General features: G+C 65.6%; 14 protein-coding genes. 4 read left to right on the plus strand and 10 right to left on the minus strand.

What is annotated here, in order from left to right:
• Window positions 1–29: 29 nt before the first annotated feature.
• Window positions 30–1,091 carry a helix-turn-helix domain-containing protein gene (locus ACQR1I_RS13570; RefSeq protein ID WP_434865142.1) on the plus strand — a complete coding sequence of 354 codons (1,062 nt, stop codon included), beginning with the start codon at window positions 30–32 and terminating at the stop codon, window positions 1,089–1,091.
• On the opposite strand, the gene ACQR1I_RS13575 is transcribed toward ACQR1I_RS13570, so the two are convergent.
• A complete protein-coding gene (locus tag ACQR1I_RS13575; RefSeq protein WP_434865088.1) occupies window positions 1,045–3,585 on the minus strand; it encodes a bifunctional diguanylate cyclase/phosphodiesterase in 2,541 nt (846 codons plus the stop codon). The genes ACQR1I_RS13570 and ACQR1I_RS13575 overlap by 47 nt on opposite strands.
• A gap of 236 nt (window positions 3,586–3,821) precedes the next feature.
• On the opposite strand from ACQR1I_RS13575, the gene ACQR1I_RS13580 reads away from it, so the two are divergent.
• Window positions 3,822–4,982, plus strand: a complete 1,161-nt coding sequence (locus tag ACQR1I_RS13580) for an ABC transporter substrate-binding protein (RefSeq protein ID WP_434865089.1) — start codon at window positions 3,822–3,824, stop codon at window positions 4,980–4,982.
• A 19-nt stretch (window positions 4,983–5,001) separates the two neighbouring features.
• Here the strand turns inward: ACQR1I_RS13580 and ACQR1I_RS13585 are convergent, their stop codons facing one another.
• The 8 genes from ACQR1I_RS13585 to murJ all read right to left on the minus strand — a co-directional run bounded on the left by ACQR1I_RS13585 (window position 5,002) and on the right by murJ (window position 14,815).
• Entirely contained in the window at window positions 5,002–5,916 is a 915-nt protein-coding gene (locus tag ACQR1I_RS13585) for a c-type cytochrome (RefSeq protein ID WP_434865090.1), read from the minus strand.
• 135 nt (window positions 5,917–6,051) lie between these two features.
• Complete coding sequence (locus ACQR1I_RS13590) at window positions 6,052–6,501, minus strand: c-type cytochrome (RefSeq protein WP_434865091.1); 450 nt, start codon at window positions 6,499–6,501, stop codon at window positions 6,052–6,054.
• A gap of 128 nt (window positions 6,502–6,629) precedes the next feature.
• Window positions 6,630–8,939, minus strand: coding sequence for a xanthine dehydrogenase family protein molybdopterin-binding subunit (locus ACQR1I_RS13595; RefSeq protein WP_434865092.1), 2,310 nt, complete (start codon window positions 8,937–8,939; stop codon window positions 6,630–6,632).
• A 209-nt stretch (window positions 8,940–9,148) separates the two neighbouring features.
• Window positions 9,149–10,126, minus strand: a complete 978-nt coding sequence (locus tag ACQR1I_RS13600) for a DUF1775 domain-containing protein (protein WP_434865093.1) — start codon at window positions 10,124–10,126, stop codon at window positions 9,149–9,151.
• Between the two features lie 13 nt (window positions 10,127–10,139).
• The gene (locus ACQR1I_RS13605) at window positions 10,140–10,562 is read right to left on the minus strand and encodes a copper uptake system-associated protein (RefSeq protein ID WP_434865094.1); all 423 of its coding nucleotides are present in this window, start codon (window positions 10,560–10,562) and stop codon (window positions 10,140–10,142) included.
• A 10-nt stretch (window positions 10,563–10,572) separates the two neighbouring features.
• Entirely contained in the window at window positions 10,573–12,744 is a 2,172-nt protein-coding gene (locus ACQR1I_RS13610) for a TonB-dependent receptor family protein (protein ID WP_434865095.1), read from the minus strand.
• 42 nt (window positions 12,745–12,786) lie between these two features.
• Window positions 12,787–13,242: a DUF2946 family protein gene (locus ACQR1I_RS13615; RefSeq protein ID WP_434865096.1), complete on the minus strand. Its 456-nt coding sequence runs from the start codon at window positions 13,240–13,242 to the stop codon at window positions 12,787–12,789.
• A 43-nt stretch (window positions 13,243–13,285) separates the two neighbouring features.
• On the minus strand, window positions 13,286–14,815 hold the full coding sequence (gene murJ / locus ACQR1I_RS13620) for a murein biosynthesis integral membrane protein MurJ (RefSeq protein ID WP_434865097.1): 1,530 nt from the start codon (window positions 14,813–14,815) through the stop codon (window positions 13,286–13,288).
• Window positions 14,816–15,116: 301 nt separating this feature from the next.
• Between murJ and ACQR1I_RS13625 the strand changes: the two genes are divergently transcribed.
• Window positions 15,117–15,365 carry a type II toxin-antitoxin system RelE family toxin gene (locus ACQR1I_RS13625; protein ID WP_434865098.1) on the plus strand — a complete coding sequence of 83 codons (249 nt, stop codon included), beginning with the start codon at window positions 15,117–15,119 and terminating at the stop codon, window positions 15,363–15,365.
• 11 nt (window positions 15,366–15,376) lie between these two features.
• Window positions 15,377–15,751, plus strand: coding sequence for a helix-turn-helix domain-containing protein (locus ACQR1I_RS13630; protein WP_434865099.1), 375 nt, complete (start codon window positions 15,377–15,379; stop codon window positions 15,749–15,751).
• Window positions 15,752–15,815: 64 nt separating this feature from the next.
• Here ACQR1I_RS13630 and ACQR1I_RS13635 read toward each other — a convergent pair whose 3' ends face one another.
• Complete coding sequence (locus ACQR1I_RS13635; protein WP_434865100.1) at window positions 15,816–16,085, minus strand: hypothetical protein; 270 nt, start codon at window positions 16,083–16,085, stop codon at window positions 15,816–15,818.
• Between the last annotated feature and the right edge of the window lie 1,289 nt (window positions 16,086–17,374).

The raw sequence follows: 17,374 nt of genomic DNA on the forward strand, positions 1-17,374 counted from the left end.
AGTGTGCGGCGCGTAGCGTGAAGAGTGACATTCGAACCGTTTCGTCCCTGCTGCCGAGTTACGGCTTCTCGGCCGGGCAGATGGACACCGCAAGCAACATTGCAGCCTGGCGCGAAGCCACCTCGACATTCTTCGACGTCGATGAACTCGCCGCAGGCGAGGTCGCGCCGTTCTCCGCCGAGGTCGTATCCTATGCCCTCGGCTCCGTCCTGCTCGGATCCGCCCGCGCCAGCGGCCAGCGCTTCCGGCGGTCGGCCGAAACGATCGCGCGCAGCGGCGTCGACCACATCATCCTTCAGCTCTACGTGACGGGCGGCTACACCGGCATGGCGGGCTCCCGCCCGATCCGGGTCGATGCCGGCGACCTCTGCGTGCTCGATCTGGCCCAGACGCTGGAGACCCGCGCCACTCCATTCGAGAACGTCACGATGGTCGTTCCGCGTCCGATGTTCGACGCGCGGCTGCTGCAGGTCGAGGATCTGCACGGCCTCGTGCTGCCAGGCGACGGCGCGCTGGCACCGTTGCTGGCGCGGCATTTCGGCGCATTGTTCGACCTGGCGCCGCGCCTGAGCCTCGACGAGTGCCAGGCCGTCGTGGACGGCACGATCTCGCTGATATCGGCCTGCCTGCGCGGCGAGCTCGAACGCCGGGACGCCGATCGGAGCGTCACGGCGGAGGCCTCGCTGCTGCGCGTCCGGCAATATATCGAGGCGCAGCTGTCGAGCCCCGAACTGAGCGCCGACGCCGTGGCGCTGCATTTCGGACTGTCGCGCGCATCGCTCTACCGGCTGTTCGCTCCGATCGGCGGCATCGCCGATTACATCCGCAGCCGCCGCCTGCACCGCGCCTTCTTCGACCTGGCGTCGACGGGCTCACGCAACCTGCGCATCAGCGAGGTGGCCCGGCGCTGGCAGCTCGGCACCGACGCGCATTTCACCCGGCTGTTCAAGGCCGCCTACGGCATCACGCCACGCACGGCGCGCGAGGCAGCCTTGCTCGGGCTGCGGCACAGGCCGGCGCATGGCAGCGATGCCGCCTCGCCGCTCAGCCGTTGGATGCGAGGGATAGCAGCGCCGCGGACCGGGGAATGAGGGCAACGACCGCGCCCGAGCGCGGATCGGCGTGCTCCGATGCGTCCGCGTCCGCCGCTTCCGCATGCTCCGACGCCTCAGCGTCACGGCGGGGTTCGTCGGCCTCCGGCGCTGCGCGGCTGATCTCCAGATGCTGCTCCAGCTGCCCGACGGGCATCGGCCGGCCCAGCAGATAGCCTTGCGCGAAATTGACGCCGAGCGAGCATAGCTGTTCGAGCTGCTCCTCGGTTTCGACGCCTTCGGCCGTGACGTGGATGCCGAGCCCACGCGCCAGCGTCACCACCGAAGAGATGACGGCCGCGCTCTCATCGCGCACGGAGAGATTGGCGATGAAGGATTTGTCGATCTTGATCTTGTTGAACGGGAACGCGGTCAGCGAGCGCAGCGACGAATAGCCGGTGCCGAAATCGTCGAGCGCGAGCGAGATGCCGAGACCCTTGAGCTGATCGATGAAGCTCTCGTTCTCGGCGGCGCGTTCGAGCAGCACCGACTCGGTGATCTCGATTTCCAGGCGTTCTGGATCGAGGCCGGAGCGCGCCAGCGCCGACTGGATGACGTCGAACAGCTCCGCCTGCTTAAACTGCACGGGCGACAGATTGACAGCGACCTTGACGTCGTCGGGCCATGAGGTCGCATCGTCGCAGACACGGCCGATGATCCATTCGCCGAGCGGCACGATCAGACCGGTGGATTCCGCGAGCGGGATGAACTGGTCCGGCGGCACCAGTCCCTTGACCGGATGACGCCAGCGTACCAGCGCCTCGACGCCGCGGCGCTCGCGCGTTTCGGCATCGTAGAACGGCTGGTAGTGGACCTCGAACTGGCACTGCGCGATGGCGTCGCGCAGATCGCCTTCCAGCGTGTTACGCGCCTCGAGCTCGGCCGACATCGCGTCGTCATACATCGTGTAGCAGCTGCGACCGGCGGATTTCGAGCGATACAGTGCGAGGTCCGCCTTCTTGAGCAGATGCTCCTGGTCGCGGCCGTGCTGGGGCGCCAGCGAGACGCCGATGCTGGTGCCGATCTCGACGCGCTGGCCGCTGATCTGGAACGGCTGCGCGATCAACCGGGTGATCCGCTGCGCAAGCTCCGTGGCGGCCGTGCGCTGATCGTTGCTGCCGGCCTGGATCAAGGCGAACTCGTCGCCGCCGAGTCGGGCCAGCACGTCCTCGTCGCGCAGCTGCGATCGCAGACGCTTTGCGACCTGCACCAGCAACTCGTCGCCGGCGCCGTGGCCGAGTGAATCGTTGACGTTCTTGAAGCGGTCGAGGTCGAGCAGGAAGACGGTGAAGCGCCCATTCTTGTCGTCGTTGATGCGCTCCATCTCCTCGAGGAAGAAGGCGCGGTTGGCCAGTCCCGTCAGCGCATCGGTCTGCGCCAGCTCCAGCACGCGGCGGTTGGCGAGCGCGAGCTGCTGGGCGTTGCGGCTGGACAGCGCGAGATACACGGCGAGGAAGATCGTGGTCGCCATGCCCGCAGCATACAGCGCCAGCGCACGGTTGTGCGTGGCCATCAGCCCGCCGCCGGCAGGCGCGGCCTGAAACACCCAATCGGCATCGCCGATCCGAAGCGTCGTCGACCAGATGTTGGGATCGGCCGGCCAGCGCTGCGGATCCACGCCGGAGGCGTTGATGACGCGCTCGGGCGGCAACAAATTGATCGCCAGCGCCGAGCTGTTCGGATTGTTGCTCCGCACCGCTTGCAGCAGCATCGGCAGATCGAACACGCCGACGATGAAGCCGGAGAGATTGCGGCGACGGTCCGCGACCGTCGTCCGCGAGGTGCCCTTGGCATAGACGGGAATGCCGATCATCACGGCATTGGCGCGCTCGTTCTGATTGATCAGATTATGCCGCGTGCGCAACGCCCCGATCATGTCGTAGTCGCGTGACTGTTCGAGCACGGCGCGATGGTCCGGAATGCTCCAATAGTCGAGACCATAGACCGGCGAGGTCTTCGCCTCGGTGGAGAAGTAGACCGGGTAATACTCGTCGCTCTCCGGCGCGACCGTGCCGTCGGGAAAGGACTTGATGCGGAACGCCGGAACGCCGTCGGTGATGGCGGCCGCCTCGTACTCGCCGCGCTCCTTGCGCTTGATCCGCGGCAGCCAGGCGAGCCGCAGCATGCCGCGATGCGCCTCGAACAGCCGCGCGCTGAAGGTCTGATATTCGCTGCGCGTGATGTCGTCGTTGGCGGACTCGAAGCGGGTGCGCAGCGCGGTCAGCCGGCTGACATATTCGTTGACGCCGTTCTGGACCAGGATCGCCTGAGCTTCGGCAATGCCCTCGAAATCGGTACGCGCGAGGCGGTTCTCCCAGCGTCCCACGGCAACGGTGCCGACGATCGACAGCACCACACCGACGCAGGCGGCAATGACGGCAGGACGATAGATACGGTAGCGCGACAGCGAGGCGCGCAATTTTTCGCGCCCGCCACTGTCACGAGCATCATCCTTGTCCACAAGTGGTGATGCGTTGTACTCTTCAACCTGCAATATGGCCCCCGCCAAACGGCTGCCCGTCATTCCGATCCGGCCGATGAGACACCGGCTAAGTTAAGGACGCTCAAAGATGATCACGCGTCCGGCACCGACGCGGCAGCTTGGTTAACGCTTGACTGTTGAGCGCCTCCCAAAACGCGATCAAGGCCGCGATGCTCCTTTAGCGAGGTCTTCATTCACAGCGGTTAGACTGCAGCATGATCATGCAGTCCCACTCCCTGAACACCGCAATGACGTGGCTCTCACATCTCCGTAGTTTCCTCGTCCTCCTCCTTCTCGCAGGCGTGCTGCAGCCCATAGCCGCTGATGCCGACGAGTTCGGCGTGACCAACGACCAGATCCTGTTCGGACAGGTCGCCGCGCTGGAAGGACCGTCGGCGGCGCTCGGCCAGGCGGCGCGGCAGGGCCTGCTTGCGGCCTTCAACGAGCTCAATGCGCGGGGCGGCGTCTATGGCCGGCGGCTGAAGCTGGCGAGCCGCAACGACGGCTACGATCCGGATCGCTCGGTGGTCGAGACCATCAAGCTGATCTACGAGGACAAGGTCTTCGCATTGATCGGCGCCGTCGGGACGCCGACCTCGATCGCGACCGCGCCGATCGCAGCCTCGAATGACGTCCCCTTCATCGGCCCGGTGTCGGGCGCCGAATACCTGCGAACACCGGATTTCCAGAACGTCGTGAACATCCGCGCGAGCTACGCGGCCGAGGCCGAGGCTGCGATCAAGCATCTCACCGAAGAGCTTCGCCTGACGCGGATCGCGATCTTCTATCAGGACGACGCGTTCGGCCGCGACGTGCTGGCCGGGGTCAAGACCTATCTCGATCGCCGCGGCCTGGAGCTTGCGGCCGAGGGCACCTTCGAGCGCAACACCCGCGCCGTCGGCGCGGCGCTGAAGGTGATCCGGCGCGCCGAGCCGGAGGCGGTCATCCTGGTCGGCACCTATGGCCCGTGCGCCGAGTTCATCAAGATGTCGCATCGCTCAGGCTTCACTCCGACCTTTTCGGCCGTGTCGTTCGTCGGCGGCAATGCGTTCGCCAAGGAGCTCGGCTCGGAGGGCCGCGGCGTGATCGTCTCCGAGGTGGTACCGTTCCCGTGGGACACCGACCGCCGCGTCGTCGCCGACTACCAGGCCGCGATGAAGGCGCTCGACCCGACCCAGACGCCGGATTTCATCGGGCTGGAGGGCTACATCACCGGCCGCGTGGTCGCGCGCGCGCTGGCGATGACCGGCCCAAATCCGACACGCGCCGAGCTGCTGCGGATCATCAACGATGTCGGCCAGTTCGACCTCGGCGGCCTGATCGTCAGCTTCGGCAATGCGCGCAAGGACAATCCGCCGCAGGTGTCGCTGACGGTGATCCAGGGCGACGGCAGCTTCAAGCCGATGTAGTTCAGCTCGCAGGCTTCAGCTAAGGTTTTTTGGGCTTCGGCGGGCCTTCGACCGGCGGCAGCGATTTGAGATAGACCGCCATCGCCTTGCGATCGTCGGCCGTGAGCTGCGAAGTGTTGCGGATCACCCGCGCCATCGAGCCGCCGGCGCTGTCGCCATCGGGCAGCTGGCCGGTCTCCAGGAAATAGCTGATGTCGCTCTCGCTCCAGTCGGCCAGGCCCTTCTGGGTGATGTTCGGCACGAAGCCGTGACCTTCCGGATCGGGCCCGCCGGCGAAGCGCTGCGCCGTCTTGATGCCGCCGAGCGGGTTGCGCGGGCTGTGGCACTCGGCGCAATGGCCGAACGTGTTCACCAGATAGGCGCCGCGATTCCATTCCGCCGAGCGCTGTGCCTCGGCGACGAACGGCTTGTCGGCGAAGAACAGCAGCTTCCAGACACCGACGGTGCGACGGATGTTGAACGGGAACGGCAGGTCGTGCGGCCGCGAGGCGCCGGTGACCGGCGGCAGCGTCTTCATGTAGGCGAAGAGATCCCGGACGTCGTCGAGCTTGGCGCCGGCATAGGAGGTATAGGGGAACGCCGGGTAGTAGTGGCTGCCGCCCGGCGAGACGCCCTTGACGACCGCATTGACGAACTCGGCCTCGCTCCAGCGCCCGATGCCATCGGTGGGATCGGGCGAGATGTTGGGCGCGTAGAACGTGCCGAACGGAGACGTCAGCGGCAGGCCGCCGCCGAGCTTCAGCCGGTCTTCCTGGTTCGGCACCGCATGGCAGGACGAGCAGCCGCCGATGTTGAACATCTCCTTGCCATTGGCGAGATCGGGCGCCCGCGCCGCCGCGGCCAGCGTGATCATCGACGGCTGCGTCAGCCACCAGAATACCGCGAGGCCCGCGACGCCGAGCACACAAAGGGCAAGCAGGAGGCGTCTTAGCATGGAGGCTCCGTCACGGCGGGAAGGATGCGATTGGCTGAACTGCTGCGGGACTCGCCGCCACCATAGGACGGCGGCGCCGGACAAACAAAGGGGGCGAACGCGTTGCCGCGTCCGCCCCCTCAAACCTGCGTCAGATCAGCTGTTCTTGAGACGGAAGGTCTCGTGGCAGCCGCCGCATTCCTTGCCGATGCCGGGCGCAACAGCCTTCAGGCTGTCGAGATCCTTGATCTTGGCCTTGGCCTCGGTGACGACCTTGGCGAAGCTGTCGATCTTGGCCTGGAAGCCGGCATGGTCTTCCCAGATCTTCGGCGAGGCGCTGTAGTCGCCCTCATACTTCGCGCCCTTCATGCTCGCCGGGTACATCGTCGGCAGCTTCTTGGCGGTATCTTCGAGCTGTGCCAGAGCAGCATTGACGGCGGCCTGGTCATACGGCTTCTCGCCCTTCACCATGGCGATCAGGACACCGCCAAGGTTCTTGGCGTTGGCCTTCATGGTGTCCTGGCTCTGCTTGACCAGATTATCCTGTGCCATCACGGCGCCGGCCCCTAGCAGCAAAGCTGCGACCGCCACGACAGTCCGCTTCATCAATTCGCTCCTTTGTTGTCACAATCCGTCCAGCCCACCTGGACGAGTTGGTCTATTCGGTCAACCCCTCAATCGTCGGGTTATTCCGGAATTGAGGCGGATATCGGAGAGTGTTCGGGGAAGAATACTCAGAGACTATGACGGCGGTGCTGCTCCCGGATCGCGATCCAGACCCGCTCCGGGGTCGCCGGCATGTCGATATGATCGATCTTGTACTCACGCCACAGCGCTTCGACGATCGCATTGACCACCGCCGGACATGAGCCGATCGCGCCCGCTTCGCCAGCGCCCTTGACGCCCATCGGGTTGGTCTTGCACGGCACGTTGTGGGTCTCGAAGGTAAAAGAAGGCGCGTCCGCGGCGCGCGGCAGCGCGTAGTCCATGTAGCTGCCGGTAACGAGCTGCGCGTCGGAGTGGCTGTAGACCACCTGCTCCATGAGCGCCTGGCCGATGCCCTGCACCGCGCCGCCATGCACCTGGCCGGCCAGCAGCAGCGGATTGAGCGTCACACCAAAGTCGTCGACGATCACGTAGTTGACGATCTTGATGATGCCGGTCGCCGGATCGAGCTCGATCTCGGCGACGTGGGTGCCGTTCGGATAGGTGCCGTCGGCGCTGGCAAAGGTGGCGCTGCCGTTGAGCTTGGCGGGATCTGTGCCGGGACGCTTGGCGAGATCGGCAAAGGTGATCGCGCGGTCGGTACCGGCAACACGGATCACGCCGTCGGCGATCTCGAGATCGCCGAGTCCGGCCTCGAGCGCTTCCGCCGCGATCTGCTTCAGCTTGTCGCCGAGCTCATGGGTGGCGCGCTGCACGCTGACGCCGCCCGACGGGATCGAGGCCGAGCCGCCGGTGCCGAGACCAGTCGCGACTTCGGCGGTGTCGCCCTGGTGGATGTGGACGCGCTCCGGCGGCAGCCCGAACTGCTCGGCGACGATCTGCGCATAGGCGGTCTGATGGCCCTGCCCGCTCGACTGCGTGCCGATCAGGATGGTGACGTCGCCGTTCGGATCGAGCCGCACATTGGCGGTCTCCTCGCCCATCGTGCCGCAGACCTCGACATAGCTCGCGAGCCCGATGCCGCGCACCAGCCCGTGCTTCTTGGCGGCCTTGGCGCGCTTCGGAAACTCCTTCCACTCGGCGATCTCCATCGCGCGCTTGAGATGCGCGTTGAAGTCGCCGGAATCATAGACCTTGCCGGTCGCGGTCTTGTACGGCAGCGCACGCGGCGCGATGAAATTCTTACGCCGGATGGCGTCGACGCTCATGTCGAGCTTGCGCGCACAGGCATCGACGAGACGCTCGACGACATAGGCCGCCTCGGGACGGCCGGCGCCGCGATAGGCATCGACCGGCACGGTGTGGGTGAAGACCGTGCGCACCCGGCAGTGGAAGGCCTGGATGTCGTAGAGGCCCGGCAGCATGCCGGCGCCGCCATGCGGGATGTAGGGCGCGAAGGTCGAGAGATAGGCGCCCATGTCGCCCATCAGGTCGCAGTCCATGCCTAAGAACTTGCCGTCCTCCGTGAGCGCCATCCGCGCCGTGGTCACGTTGTCGCGGCCCTGCGCATCACCCATGAAGTGCTCGGAGCGATCGGCAGCCCAGCGCACCGACTTGCGCAGGCGCTTGGCGGCGACCGCGAGCAGCGCGTATTCCCGGTACGGAAACAGCTTCGTGCCGAAGCCGCCGCCGACATCGGGGCAGATCACCCGCATCTTCTCGACCGGCATGTTCAGCACGTTCTGGCACAGGATGTCGCGCAGGCGGTGGCTGCCCTGGCTGCCCGCGGTCAGCGTCAGATGGTCGCGCTTGGTGTCGTATTCGCAGACGGCGGCGCGCGTCTCCATGAAGCTCGCGACGACGCGCGGATTGACGATGCGGATCTCGGCGACCGCATGGGCCTTGGCGAAGGCGGCTTCGACCGTGGCCTTGTCGCCGATCGAGACGTCGAACAGGACGTTGTCCTTGTGCTCGGCCCACACCTGCGGCGCGCCGGGCTTGACCGCATTCACGACACCGGTGACCGCCGGCAGGATCGTCCACTCGACCTTGATCGCCTCCAGCGCGTCACGGGCATGATCGAGCGTATCGGCCACCACGAAGGCGATGGCATCGCCGACGTGACGCACTTCGTCCTTGGCCAGGATCGGGTACGGCGGCGCCGTGAACGGATCCGTCTCGAGGTTGAACAGGCACGGCAGCCCGCCGAGTTCGGCCGTGTCCTCGGCCGTCAGGATCAACGCCACGCCGGCGGAAAGCCGCGCCTGGGTGGCATCGAGCGTGAATTTGGCGTGGGCATGCGGCGAGCGCAGCACCAGCGCATGCAGCGCGGACGATGGCGCGAGATCGTCGGTGTAGCGGCCCTTGCCGCGAATGAGCGCGTCATCCTCCTTGCGGAGAACGCTCTGACCCATGCCGAACTTGATTGGAGCTGCCATCTGGTTTCACTTCCCACTGCATTGTCGACTATTGCTGCCATATTGCAGTGGATCACTGAAACGCGCAAACGGCATATCCGCCGCAGGGGAACACGACCGGTCAACTCTCCGCTGGTCAACGCGCGGCCAACGCGGGATCACGTCATGCTGCATTGCAATCAAGACCCCAGCGCGCTTCCCGGCGCCGAGGTCCCCGACCGCATTGGCCGTCAATGATGCGCATGCTCCGCGTTCGCGGCGGCGCCCTGCTGCCCGCCCGGCGCCTGGGCGCCGACACTGAGCACGTCGAGCAGCACCGCCATCTTGCCGGCCCGCTCGAACTGCAGCGTCACAGCCACCGACTTGCCCTCGACCAGCGGCGCCTTGAGGCCGGTGAGCATCAGGTGAAGGCCGCCGGAGGTCAGCGCGACCGACTGTCCCGCAGGGATCGCGAGTCCCTCCTCCAGCGGCCGCATCACCATCACTCCGTCGCGGTTCGACATCTCGTGGATCTCGATCGTCGCGGCGATGTCGGCGCTGGCCGCGACCAGCCGGTCCGGCTCGCGCCCCGCATTGGTGATGGCAAAATAGCCGGCACCGACCTTGGCGCCGCCGGGCGTGGCGCGGCTCCAGCCTCCTGAGACGACGATGTCGCCCTTGGCAACCCCGCTGGCCACCCCGCGTGGCGGCTCGGCCGCGGTCAGGCGCAACAGCGGCGCGGGATATTTCAGCGCGTGCGGATCCTGGCCGGGCGCCGCCGTCTCGACCCATTTCGTCACGCCCTTCTCGCAGTCCTGGATCGCGGGGATCGGCAGCACGTCGCCGCTCTTGAACGTATCGGCGACGAAGCCCGTGAAGGTGAACTCGTCGTAGAAGCCGTCCTCCAGCCGGCCGCTCCAGCTGATCTCCTGGATGCCTTCACCGAGCTTAATGCCGTGCATGAAGTCGTAGGCGCGTGCATAGGCGCCCTTCTTGACCTCGATGGTCCAGCCGGGCTTCGGCATCGGCTTGACCGCGATCAGCCCTTCCGGCACCTGCACGGTGAGGCGCACGGTCGCCGAGCCGTCGCAGCCATGCGGCACCGCGAGCACGGCCTTGTAGGACTTGCCGATGCGCGCCTCGGATTTGTCGAGCACGACGTGGGCGCTGGCCTGGGCGCCCAACACTGCAGCCGCGAACACGGCCAGACCAAACGATACGGATTTCATGACCGGCTTCCTTTCACTTGGTTCCGGATGCGGGCGCGTCCATCCGGACGATGCCTTCGAACGACGACAACAGGGCGAGTTGCTCGGCCGACAACGACTGCTCACGCGCGGCGAGCCGCGCCGTGAGCTCCGAGGCGTCGGTCGCCGACAGGCCCGCAAGCTGCAGCGCCTTCGGATCCTTGATGCCGTCGCCGGCGCACAGGATCAGGACCCACTCCTTGCTGCCCTGCCGCAGCAGCGCGCGGCCGCCATGCGCCCCTTGGGTCCAATCGGCGATGGCATGCGTGCCGGAGATGACGATGGGATCGACGACGAGACGGGCTTCCGGCTTGTCGAAGGCCTGCATCAGCACGTCGCGGACCGCATCGTCGGCGGCGCCCGCGCGGGCCGGCGTGGCGGCGAAGACCGCCGCCACGATCATGAAGCGTTTGAGCATCGCGCGCCCCTCACAGCTTGTAGCGCAGGCCGGCATAGACGCCGCGGCCGTTGCCGGGGTTGAACAGGGTCGACGTCGGCGTCGCGCGATCGATGATGCTGGTGGTCGCGATATACGCCTTGTTGGCGAGGTTGCGGCCCTCGAGATAGGCCGAGAAGTGCTTGCCGTCGTCATAAGTCGCCTTCAGGCCCCACAGCAGATAGGGGTCGGTGGACAGCGTGTTGGCGCTGTCGACGAAATAGGACTGCGGCACCCATTCGATGTTCGGCCCGAACGCGACACCGCTCGGATGCTTGTAGAGCAGCTCCGCGCGCAGGACGTGCGGCGGCGCACCCGGCAGGCGGTTGTTGCCCCAAGTCGCATCATTGGCATAGCGAAAGTCGCTGTACGTATAGGCGACGTTGAGCCAGACGCGATCGGGCGCATCGCTGTTGACGGCGAGCCCCTTGAGCAGGCTGACGCCGAGACCGGCCTCCACGCCCTGATGCATCGTCTTGTCGGCATTGGTGACGTTGCAATTGCCGAACGACGAGAAGAAGCACTGCAGCTCGTTCTTGATGTCGGCGTGGTAGAGCGCAAAGTCCCAGGTGACGTCGGGCCGCCTTCCGCGGGTGCCGATCTCGTAGGTCGTCGCGGTCTGCGCCTTGATGTCGTAGAAGCGCGTCGCTGCCCCATTGCCCTCGCCGAAGCTCGGCGCCTCGCCGCTGCGCGAGACGTTGGCGAACACTTGCCAGGCCGGATCGACGTCCCAGAGCACGCCGACCTTCGGGCTGAACAGATCGTAGGTGGCGCGGCCGGCGACGTCGCCATTGAGCGAAAAATTGACCCCCTGGCTGCGCACGGCGTGCAGGAACTGCGCGCCCGCGATCAGCGAGACGCTCGGCGCGACATACCAGGCATTCTCGCCATACAGCGTGTAGTTCTCCGGCTTCTGCACCAGCGACGACAGCGGCGTCCCCTTGTTGGCCCCGATGTTGACGTACTGGTTCGCATCCGTCGTGCCGTTCTGGATGTTGAGCCCGAGAGTGAAGCGGTTGCGATGGCCGCCGATCTCGCGGTCGTCGACCGCGCGCACGAAGCCGCCGTAGTCGTGGTAGCGGTAGTCGAGCCACTGGAAGATCGGATGCATCAAATGCCGGTCGACGGCGAACACGCCGAACTCGATGTCGGTGTTGTCGAGATGCAGCGTCGACTTGTTGGCGACGCGGACGGTGTCGATGTTGCGCTGCCAGTCGTTGAGCATATTGTTCGCCGCCGCGGTCTGCGGCGAATTGAGCGCGCTGGTCTTGCTGACCTCGCCCGGGATGCGCTGACGCACCGTGTTGGCGTTGAGGTAGAAGCGGGTCTCGAAATCCGGCGAGACCTGATAGCCGACATTGGCGCTGCCGCGCTCGGCCGCGCCCCAGCTGTGGTCGCGGAAGCCGTCGGTGCGCGAGGCCGAGCCGGTGACAAAGTAATCGGCGGCACCGTAGACGCCGCCGGTCGAGGCCTGACCGCGCAGATAGCCGAACGCGCCGCCGTCGAGCCGGCTTTCGAAGGCCGAGGCATCGCGCCCGGTCGGCGTGACGAAATTGATGGCGCCGCCAAGCGAGTTGGCGCCGAAGCGCAGCGCGTTGGCGCCCTTGTAGACCTCGACATAGCGGTAGGCGGTCGGATCGATCTCCTGGAAGTCGCCATAGCCGTCGGCAGTGTTGATCGGCACGCCGTCCAGATAGAGCTGCGTGCCGCGCAGATGAAAGTTGCGCGACAGGCCGGAGCCGCGAATCGACAGCCTTGTGTCGTCGCCCCATTTCGGCTGGGCGAACACGCCGGGCACGTAGTCCAGCACATCCTTGATGGTCTGCGCCGGCGCGTTCCTGAACGCGGTATCGGGCACCACGGCCACCGCACCCGGCGTCTGCTGGATGCGTTGCGTGGCGACCTGGGTGTTCGGAGCTGTCAGGCTGGGTGCCGGACCTGCCGGGGCCGCGGCGGCGGTCTGCGCCGCAGGCCTCGATCGGGCGGTGCGCGCCCTGCCTGCCGACTGATCCTGACTGGGCCTGGCCGGCCGGGACGCAGTGGGCTTGGCCGGGTCGACCGTGACCATCGGCAGATTGGATGGCTCTCGGGCCTGGGAAAAACAGGGAGAAGACAACGTGACAAGGCACGTCGCCGCGCACAGCGCGGTTACGGAACGGGACATGATGAAACCTCTGAACGAACGAAACCGGACGACAAACTTGCGTCAGGCGTTCGCGGGAGGTCCTTGCGACAGTCGCGGCTCACGGAGACGGGTATCGCGCGCAGCCCACATCGCGAAGCTGGCAAGGCGCAGTTCGCTGGCCGTCCGCAGCAGCAGTTCGGCGGCCGGTGGCGGCACCGGCGCAGCATGGCCGGCAAAGGCACAGACGGCGCAGAAGTCCTTGTGCAAACCGGCCGACCCCGGCGCTTGAGTGCCGTGCGACGCGCCACCATCCGACTCGGTACAGATGATGCCGAGATCATTGGCGGACGCGGCCGCCATCTGCGCCGACATCGCCCCGGCGAGCACCATCTGCAACGCGATCAGATAAGCGGCAAAAATGCCGACCGCCCTCCTCGCCCAGTTTGCAGTGCCTCGCCGTCGCGTCACGCTGGAGTCTCCCCGTGCGGACTTTATTAGTTGAGCCGCGCAGGCGCAAGACGTAACCAGCGTCAGCATGGCAGCATCAGCTCGCGCGCGTGCCGTGCAGAGCGTCAGCGCCTCACCGGCGCACCAGGGCCTTCAGCCAGCGCGGGCCGAACAGCACGACTATGGCCGCGGCATAGACCACGGCGCCGATCGCGATCAGCACAACCAGCATGGCCTCGTCCTGCACGTGGCCTAGATCGGCTAAATGAGGCGAAACCAGGACAACTGTGAGCCACAGTGCCGCCGCCAGCAGCACGCCGGTGCCGGCGAACTTCGCGAGTGACGAGATCAACCGCCGATCGAAGCGGAGATAGCCCTTGCGCACGGCAAAGCCGAGCACCAGCAGCAGATTGATCCAGGCGCCGACGGCTGTCGCGAGCGCCAGGCCAACCTGCGCCAGCGACCCCATCAGCAACACCTTCAGCACGACGTTGACGGTCAGCCCGGTCAGCGAGGCCTTGACCGGCGTCGCCGTGTCCTTGCGGGCGTAGAAGGTCGACACCGCGCTGCGGATCATCACGAACGGAATGAGGCCCACCGCATAGGCCGCGAGCGTCGCACCAGCCGCCGCCGCATCGCCCTTGGTGAAGGCGCCACGCGCGAACATGGCGCGCGTGATGACGTCGGGCACGGCCACGAAGGCGGCCACGAACGGAATCGAGAACAGCAGCGTGAACTCGAAGGCGCGGCGCTGCTGCTCCATGGCGCCGTCATGGTCGTTGGCCGTCAGCCGCCGCGACATCTCCGGCAGCAGCACGGTGCCGATGGCGATGCCGATCACGCCGATCGGCAGCTGGTTGAGGCGGTCGGCGTAATACAGCGCCGAGATCGCGCCGGCGGGCAGGAACGTCGCGATGATGGTGTCGGCGAACATCGCGACCTGCGTGCCCATCGAGCCCAGCGTCGCCGGTCCCAGCGCCTTGAAGAAGGCGCGGATGTCGTCGTCGAGCTTGAGCGGCGCGAACCGCGGCAGGCTGCCATGGCGGGCGAGATCGCCGGCGAGCAGGAAATACTGCACGAAGCCGGAGATCAGGACGCCCCACGCCGCGGCATGTCCCGGGGTCGGGAAGAACACCGCCACGGCCATGGTCGCCATCATGGCGATGTTGAGGAAGATCGACGCGGCCGCGGCGCTGGCGAAGCGCTGCATCACGTTCAGCATGCCGCCATAGAGCGTGACCAGCGTGATCAGCAGCAGATACGGAAAGGTGATCCGGGTGAGCGTGATCGCGAGCTCGCGCTGTTCCGGGTCGTCGGTGAAGCCCGGCGCCAGGATGGTCATCGCCTGCGGCATGAACACCCAGGCCAGGATCAGCAGCACGATTTGCGATGCCAGCAGCAGCGTGAATACGCGGTCGGCGAACAGGCCCGCCGATTGCTCGCCCTTCTCGCCGCGGACATGCGCATAGGCCGGCAGGAAGGCGGCGTTGAACGCGCCCTCGGCAAAGATCGCCCGGAAATGATTCGGCAGCCGGAACGCAATGAAGAACGCATCCGCCACCGGCCCGGCGCCAAGAATCGCCGCCAGCATGATATCGCGGGCAAAACCGGTGAGTCGCGACAGCAGCGTATAGCCGCCGACGGTGAAGATGCGTCCGAGCATGGGGGGCTTGTAGAGGATTGGGGGGCGCGTTTGAAGCGGGGAACGGTGGTTCTTGCCGCTTGCAGCCAAGATGTGGCGTTCGCTGGCGGTCAGCCGTCCCTGCTCGATACGAGATATCGCATTACGCCTGCCCCGCGGGTAGCCGAGCGGACCGCGACGCATAACCCGCTCGCCCCAGCGCAATCGAGCATTGCTGAAAACGAGTCTGGGCGACATGATCGGCTGCCTAAGAGCTCGCGCCGATTTCCGAGATCTATATCTCAAATAGAGTTGATAAATATCTCAAAAAGAGATATTCTTTTTGAAAGCAATCGTCTACACCGCCGCTGCGAGGCGCGCCCTTCGCGAGCATGCAAATCGCGCCGAGTTGATCCTGACAAAGATCGAGCAATACGCCGCTGCGCCCGAAACGCAGGCGAACAACGTCAAGAAGCTCAGGGGACGTCCCGACTATCGGTTGCGCGTCGGAGATTTCCGGATCGTCTTCTCGGAGACCAAGGACACCATCACGATCCACGACATCGGGCCACGCGGCGGCATTTACGATTGAGAGACGACACCATGACCAAGGTGCAGAAGATTACGTCGCCGAACGGCGAGGAGATGGTGCTGATGTCGGTTGCCGAATATGAGCGGCTAACCGAAGCTGCAGAGGATTTGCGAGACAGCGAGATTGCAGAGCGCTCCCGCCGTAAGATCGAGGCCGGCACAGAGGAGTTGTTGACCCACGCCGAGGTGAAGGAGATGTTGGCCGCCAAGACACCTCTCGCCTTCTGGCGCAAAAAGCGTGGCGTGACACAAGCGGCACTCGCGAAGGCCACCGGCATTGCCCAAGGCTTCTTGTCCGAAATCGAAGCGGGCCAAAAGCCGGGCACGGCCGCGACGCTGAAGAAGATTGCGGACGCGCTAAGGGTTACGGTCGATGATTTGATCTAGTCCATATGCGGATGAACGAAGCGCAATCCGCGGAGCCGGGTCTCCAAACCAGCGGTGGTCGGCCTTAACGAACGTCCGCCAACCACGGCACGAGCCCTCGCGCCTCGTTCTCGGCCGTCTCTGCCGTGTCATAGATTCCGCAATCGGGACCTGGCGGTCCCCATTCGCCTTCGAGTTTCTCGCCTGCAAGGATGATGGGGCTGTCTGGATCGTCATTGGGCAAGCTCGCCGACGGCCACTGCCTTTGATACGTATAAGTTCCATCTGGTCGGCGCGAGATCAGCACGCGCTCGCGACCATCGACGCTTTCAAGCGTCTTGATTGTCAAATACATCGCGCTTTTTCTCTCGTGCAAAAATCATGCTGTGGGTAGCGGCCGATCGGAGGGTTAGAACGACGCAATCCGCGGCCCGGTCACCAATCCAGATTGACCGCCATGCACCGACTGCAAAGCAAGGCCCCTTTTGGGATCTCGTGCTTGCAGTTGTGACACCGCGCCCCGCTGTCACGCACATGAAGGACGTTTGCCTTCGCCTGGCGAACGTCGCACCCCGACACGCGCGTGAGCATCTTGATGGCCTCGACTGAATTCCCATGACGCAAGCGCGCGATCTCGCTCCTGTCCGCCGATGAGAGGCCCTCGCACAGCAGAACGACCGCGCGACAATGCGGACAGACCAGATGCCACCGGCCGTCAGGCGAGAAGGTCTCGTAGGACCATGATTGATCCGCGAACGCGTCGAGCAGCTTCGGCGTCATTCTCTTTGGCATGGGGACCTCGCTGCAAATCATAATCCGTAGGGCGGATTAGCGGAGCGTAATCCGCCGCACCCACCACGAAGGCGCCGCTGGTGTCGCGTGTTCGTGCTGATCCACGACAATAGCATGCGGAGGTGGCGAGCTCACAAAATCAAGCGCGCAATATCGAAGCAGGATGGCGGATTACGCTCCGCTAATCCGCCCTACGCGCTGCCCCTCCCGCCGGGGGGTCCAGGCCGCGACGTCCGTGGACGACGCCGCCTAAATTCCGATAAAAATAATTTCCTTGCGCTTTTACCGAAAACATGATTGTCTCCCGCCACCCGCCTCATGCAGAAGGGGCGTTGCGCGCGATCGTCACGACACGCGAGGCGGGGATGCGATGGCCGCGAGTGCTCGCAGCATGTTCTTCGGGGCGTGCGGACGAACGGGCGCTTGCGGACGGTCAAGTCGCGTGGTCCTGACCTCCCGACGCTGAGGTCAAGTCGGCGCCGCTGCTGATGCACGGCGTGGATGACGGTGGCCAACGAGCCGGCGCACCGGGGAGATCGCGAAGCAGCCGTAAGCCCGTCGCGCAGGGAATGCCGGATTGTCGGCTGCACCTGTGGTACCTGCCGCCTGCATTCTTGTTAGCAGGCGGGCCATGGGTGAGGCCTTCACCCGGCATTCCCTGCGCCCTCTGCACTTGCTTGCGAGGGACGAACTGATCGCAAGCCTCGGGCATCGCGTGCCGCGAGACTGCGTTGCTGTGTCGATTGCTGTTTGAGATGTGAAGCGGAATGGAAGCTGGGTCGTGTCCCGGGTAGTGGTGTAGCTCGGTAGAGCAAAGCCGCCCGGACGCGCGCTCTCACATAGCGCCGTAGC

Origin of the sequence: Bradyrhizobium sp. HKCCYLS2038 (assembly GCF_051167655.1) — a bacterium.
Lineage (GTDB): Bacteria > Pseudomonadota > Alphaproteobacteria > Rhizobiales > Xanthobacteraceae > Bradyrhizobium.

Bases quoted from the DNA above. Each gene is read 5' to 3' on its own strand.
- ACQR1I_RS13580 (WP_434865089.1), top strand. From the start codon at position 3,822: ATGACGTGGCTCTCACATCTCCGTAGTTTCCTCGTCCTCCTCCTTCTC.
- ACQR1I_RS13585 (WP_434865090.1), bottom strand. From the start codon at position 5,916: ATGCTAAGACGCCTCCTGCTTGCCCTTTGTGTGCTCGGCGTCGCGGGC.
- ACQR1I_RS13590 (WP_434865091.1), bottom strand. From the start codon at position 6,501: ATGAAGCGGACTGTCGTGGCGGTCGCAGCTTTGCTGCTAGGGGCCGGC.
- ACQR1I_RS13595 (WP_434865092.1), bottom strand. From the start codon at position 8,939: ATGGCAGCTCCAATCAAGTTCGGCATGGGTCAGAGCGTTCTCCGCAAG.
- ACQR1I_RS13600 (WP_434865093.1), bottom strand. From the start codon at position 10,126: ATGAAATCCGTATCGTTTGGTCTGGCCGTGTTCGCGGCTGCAGTGTTG.
- ACQR1I_RS13605 (WP_434865094.1), bottom strand. From the start codon at position 10,562: ATGCTCAAACGCTTCATGATCGTGGCGGCGGTCTTCGCCGCCACGCCG.
- ACQR1I_RS13610 (WP_434865095.1), bottom strand. From the start codon at position 12,744: ATGTCCCGTTCCGTAACCGCGCTGTGCGCGGCGACGTGCCTTGTCACG.
- ACQR1I_RS13615 (WP_434865096.1), bottom strand. From the start codon at position 13,242: ATGCTGACGCTGGTTACGTCTTGCGCCTGCGCGGCTCAACTAATAAAG.
- murJ (WP_434865097.1), bottom strand. From the start codon at position 14,815: ATGCTCGGACGCATCTTCACCGTCGGCGGCTATACGCTGCTGTCGCGA.
- ACQR1I_RS13630 (WP_434865099.1), top strand. From the start codon at position 15,377: ATGACCAAGGTGCAGAAGATTACGTCGCCGAACGGCGAGGAGATGGTG.
- ACQR1I_RS13635 (WP_434865100.1), bottom strand. From the start codon at position 16,085: ATGTATTTGACAATCAAGACGCTTGAAAGCGTCGATGGTCGCGAGCGC.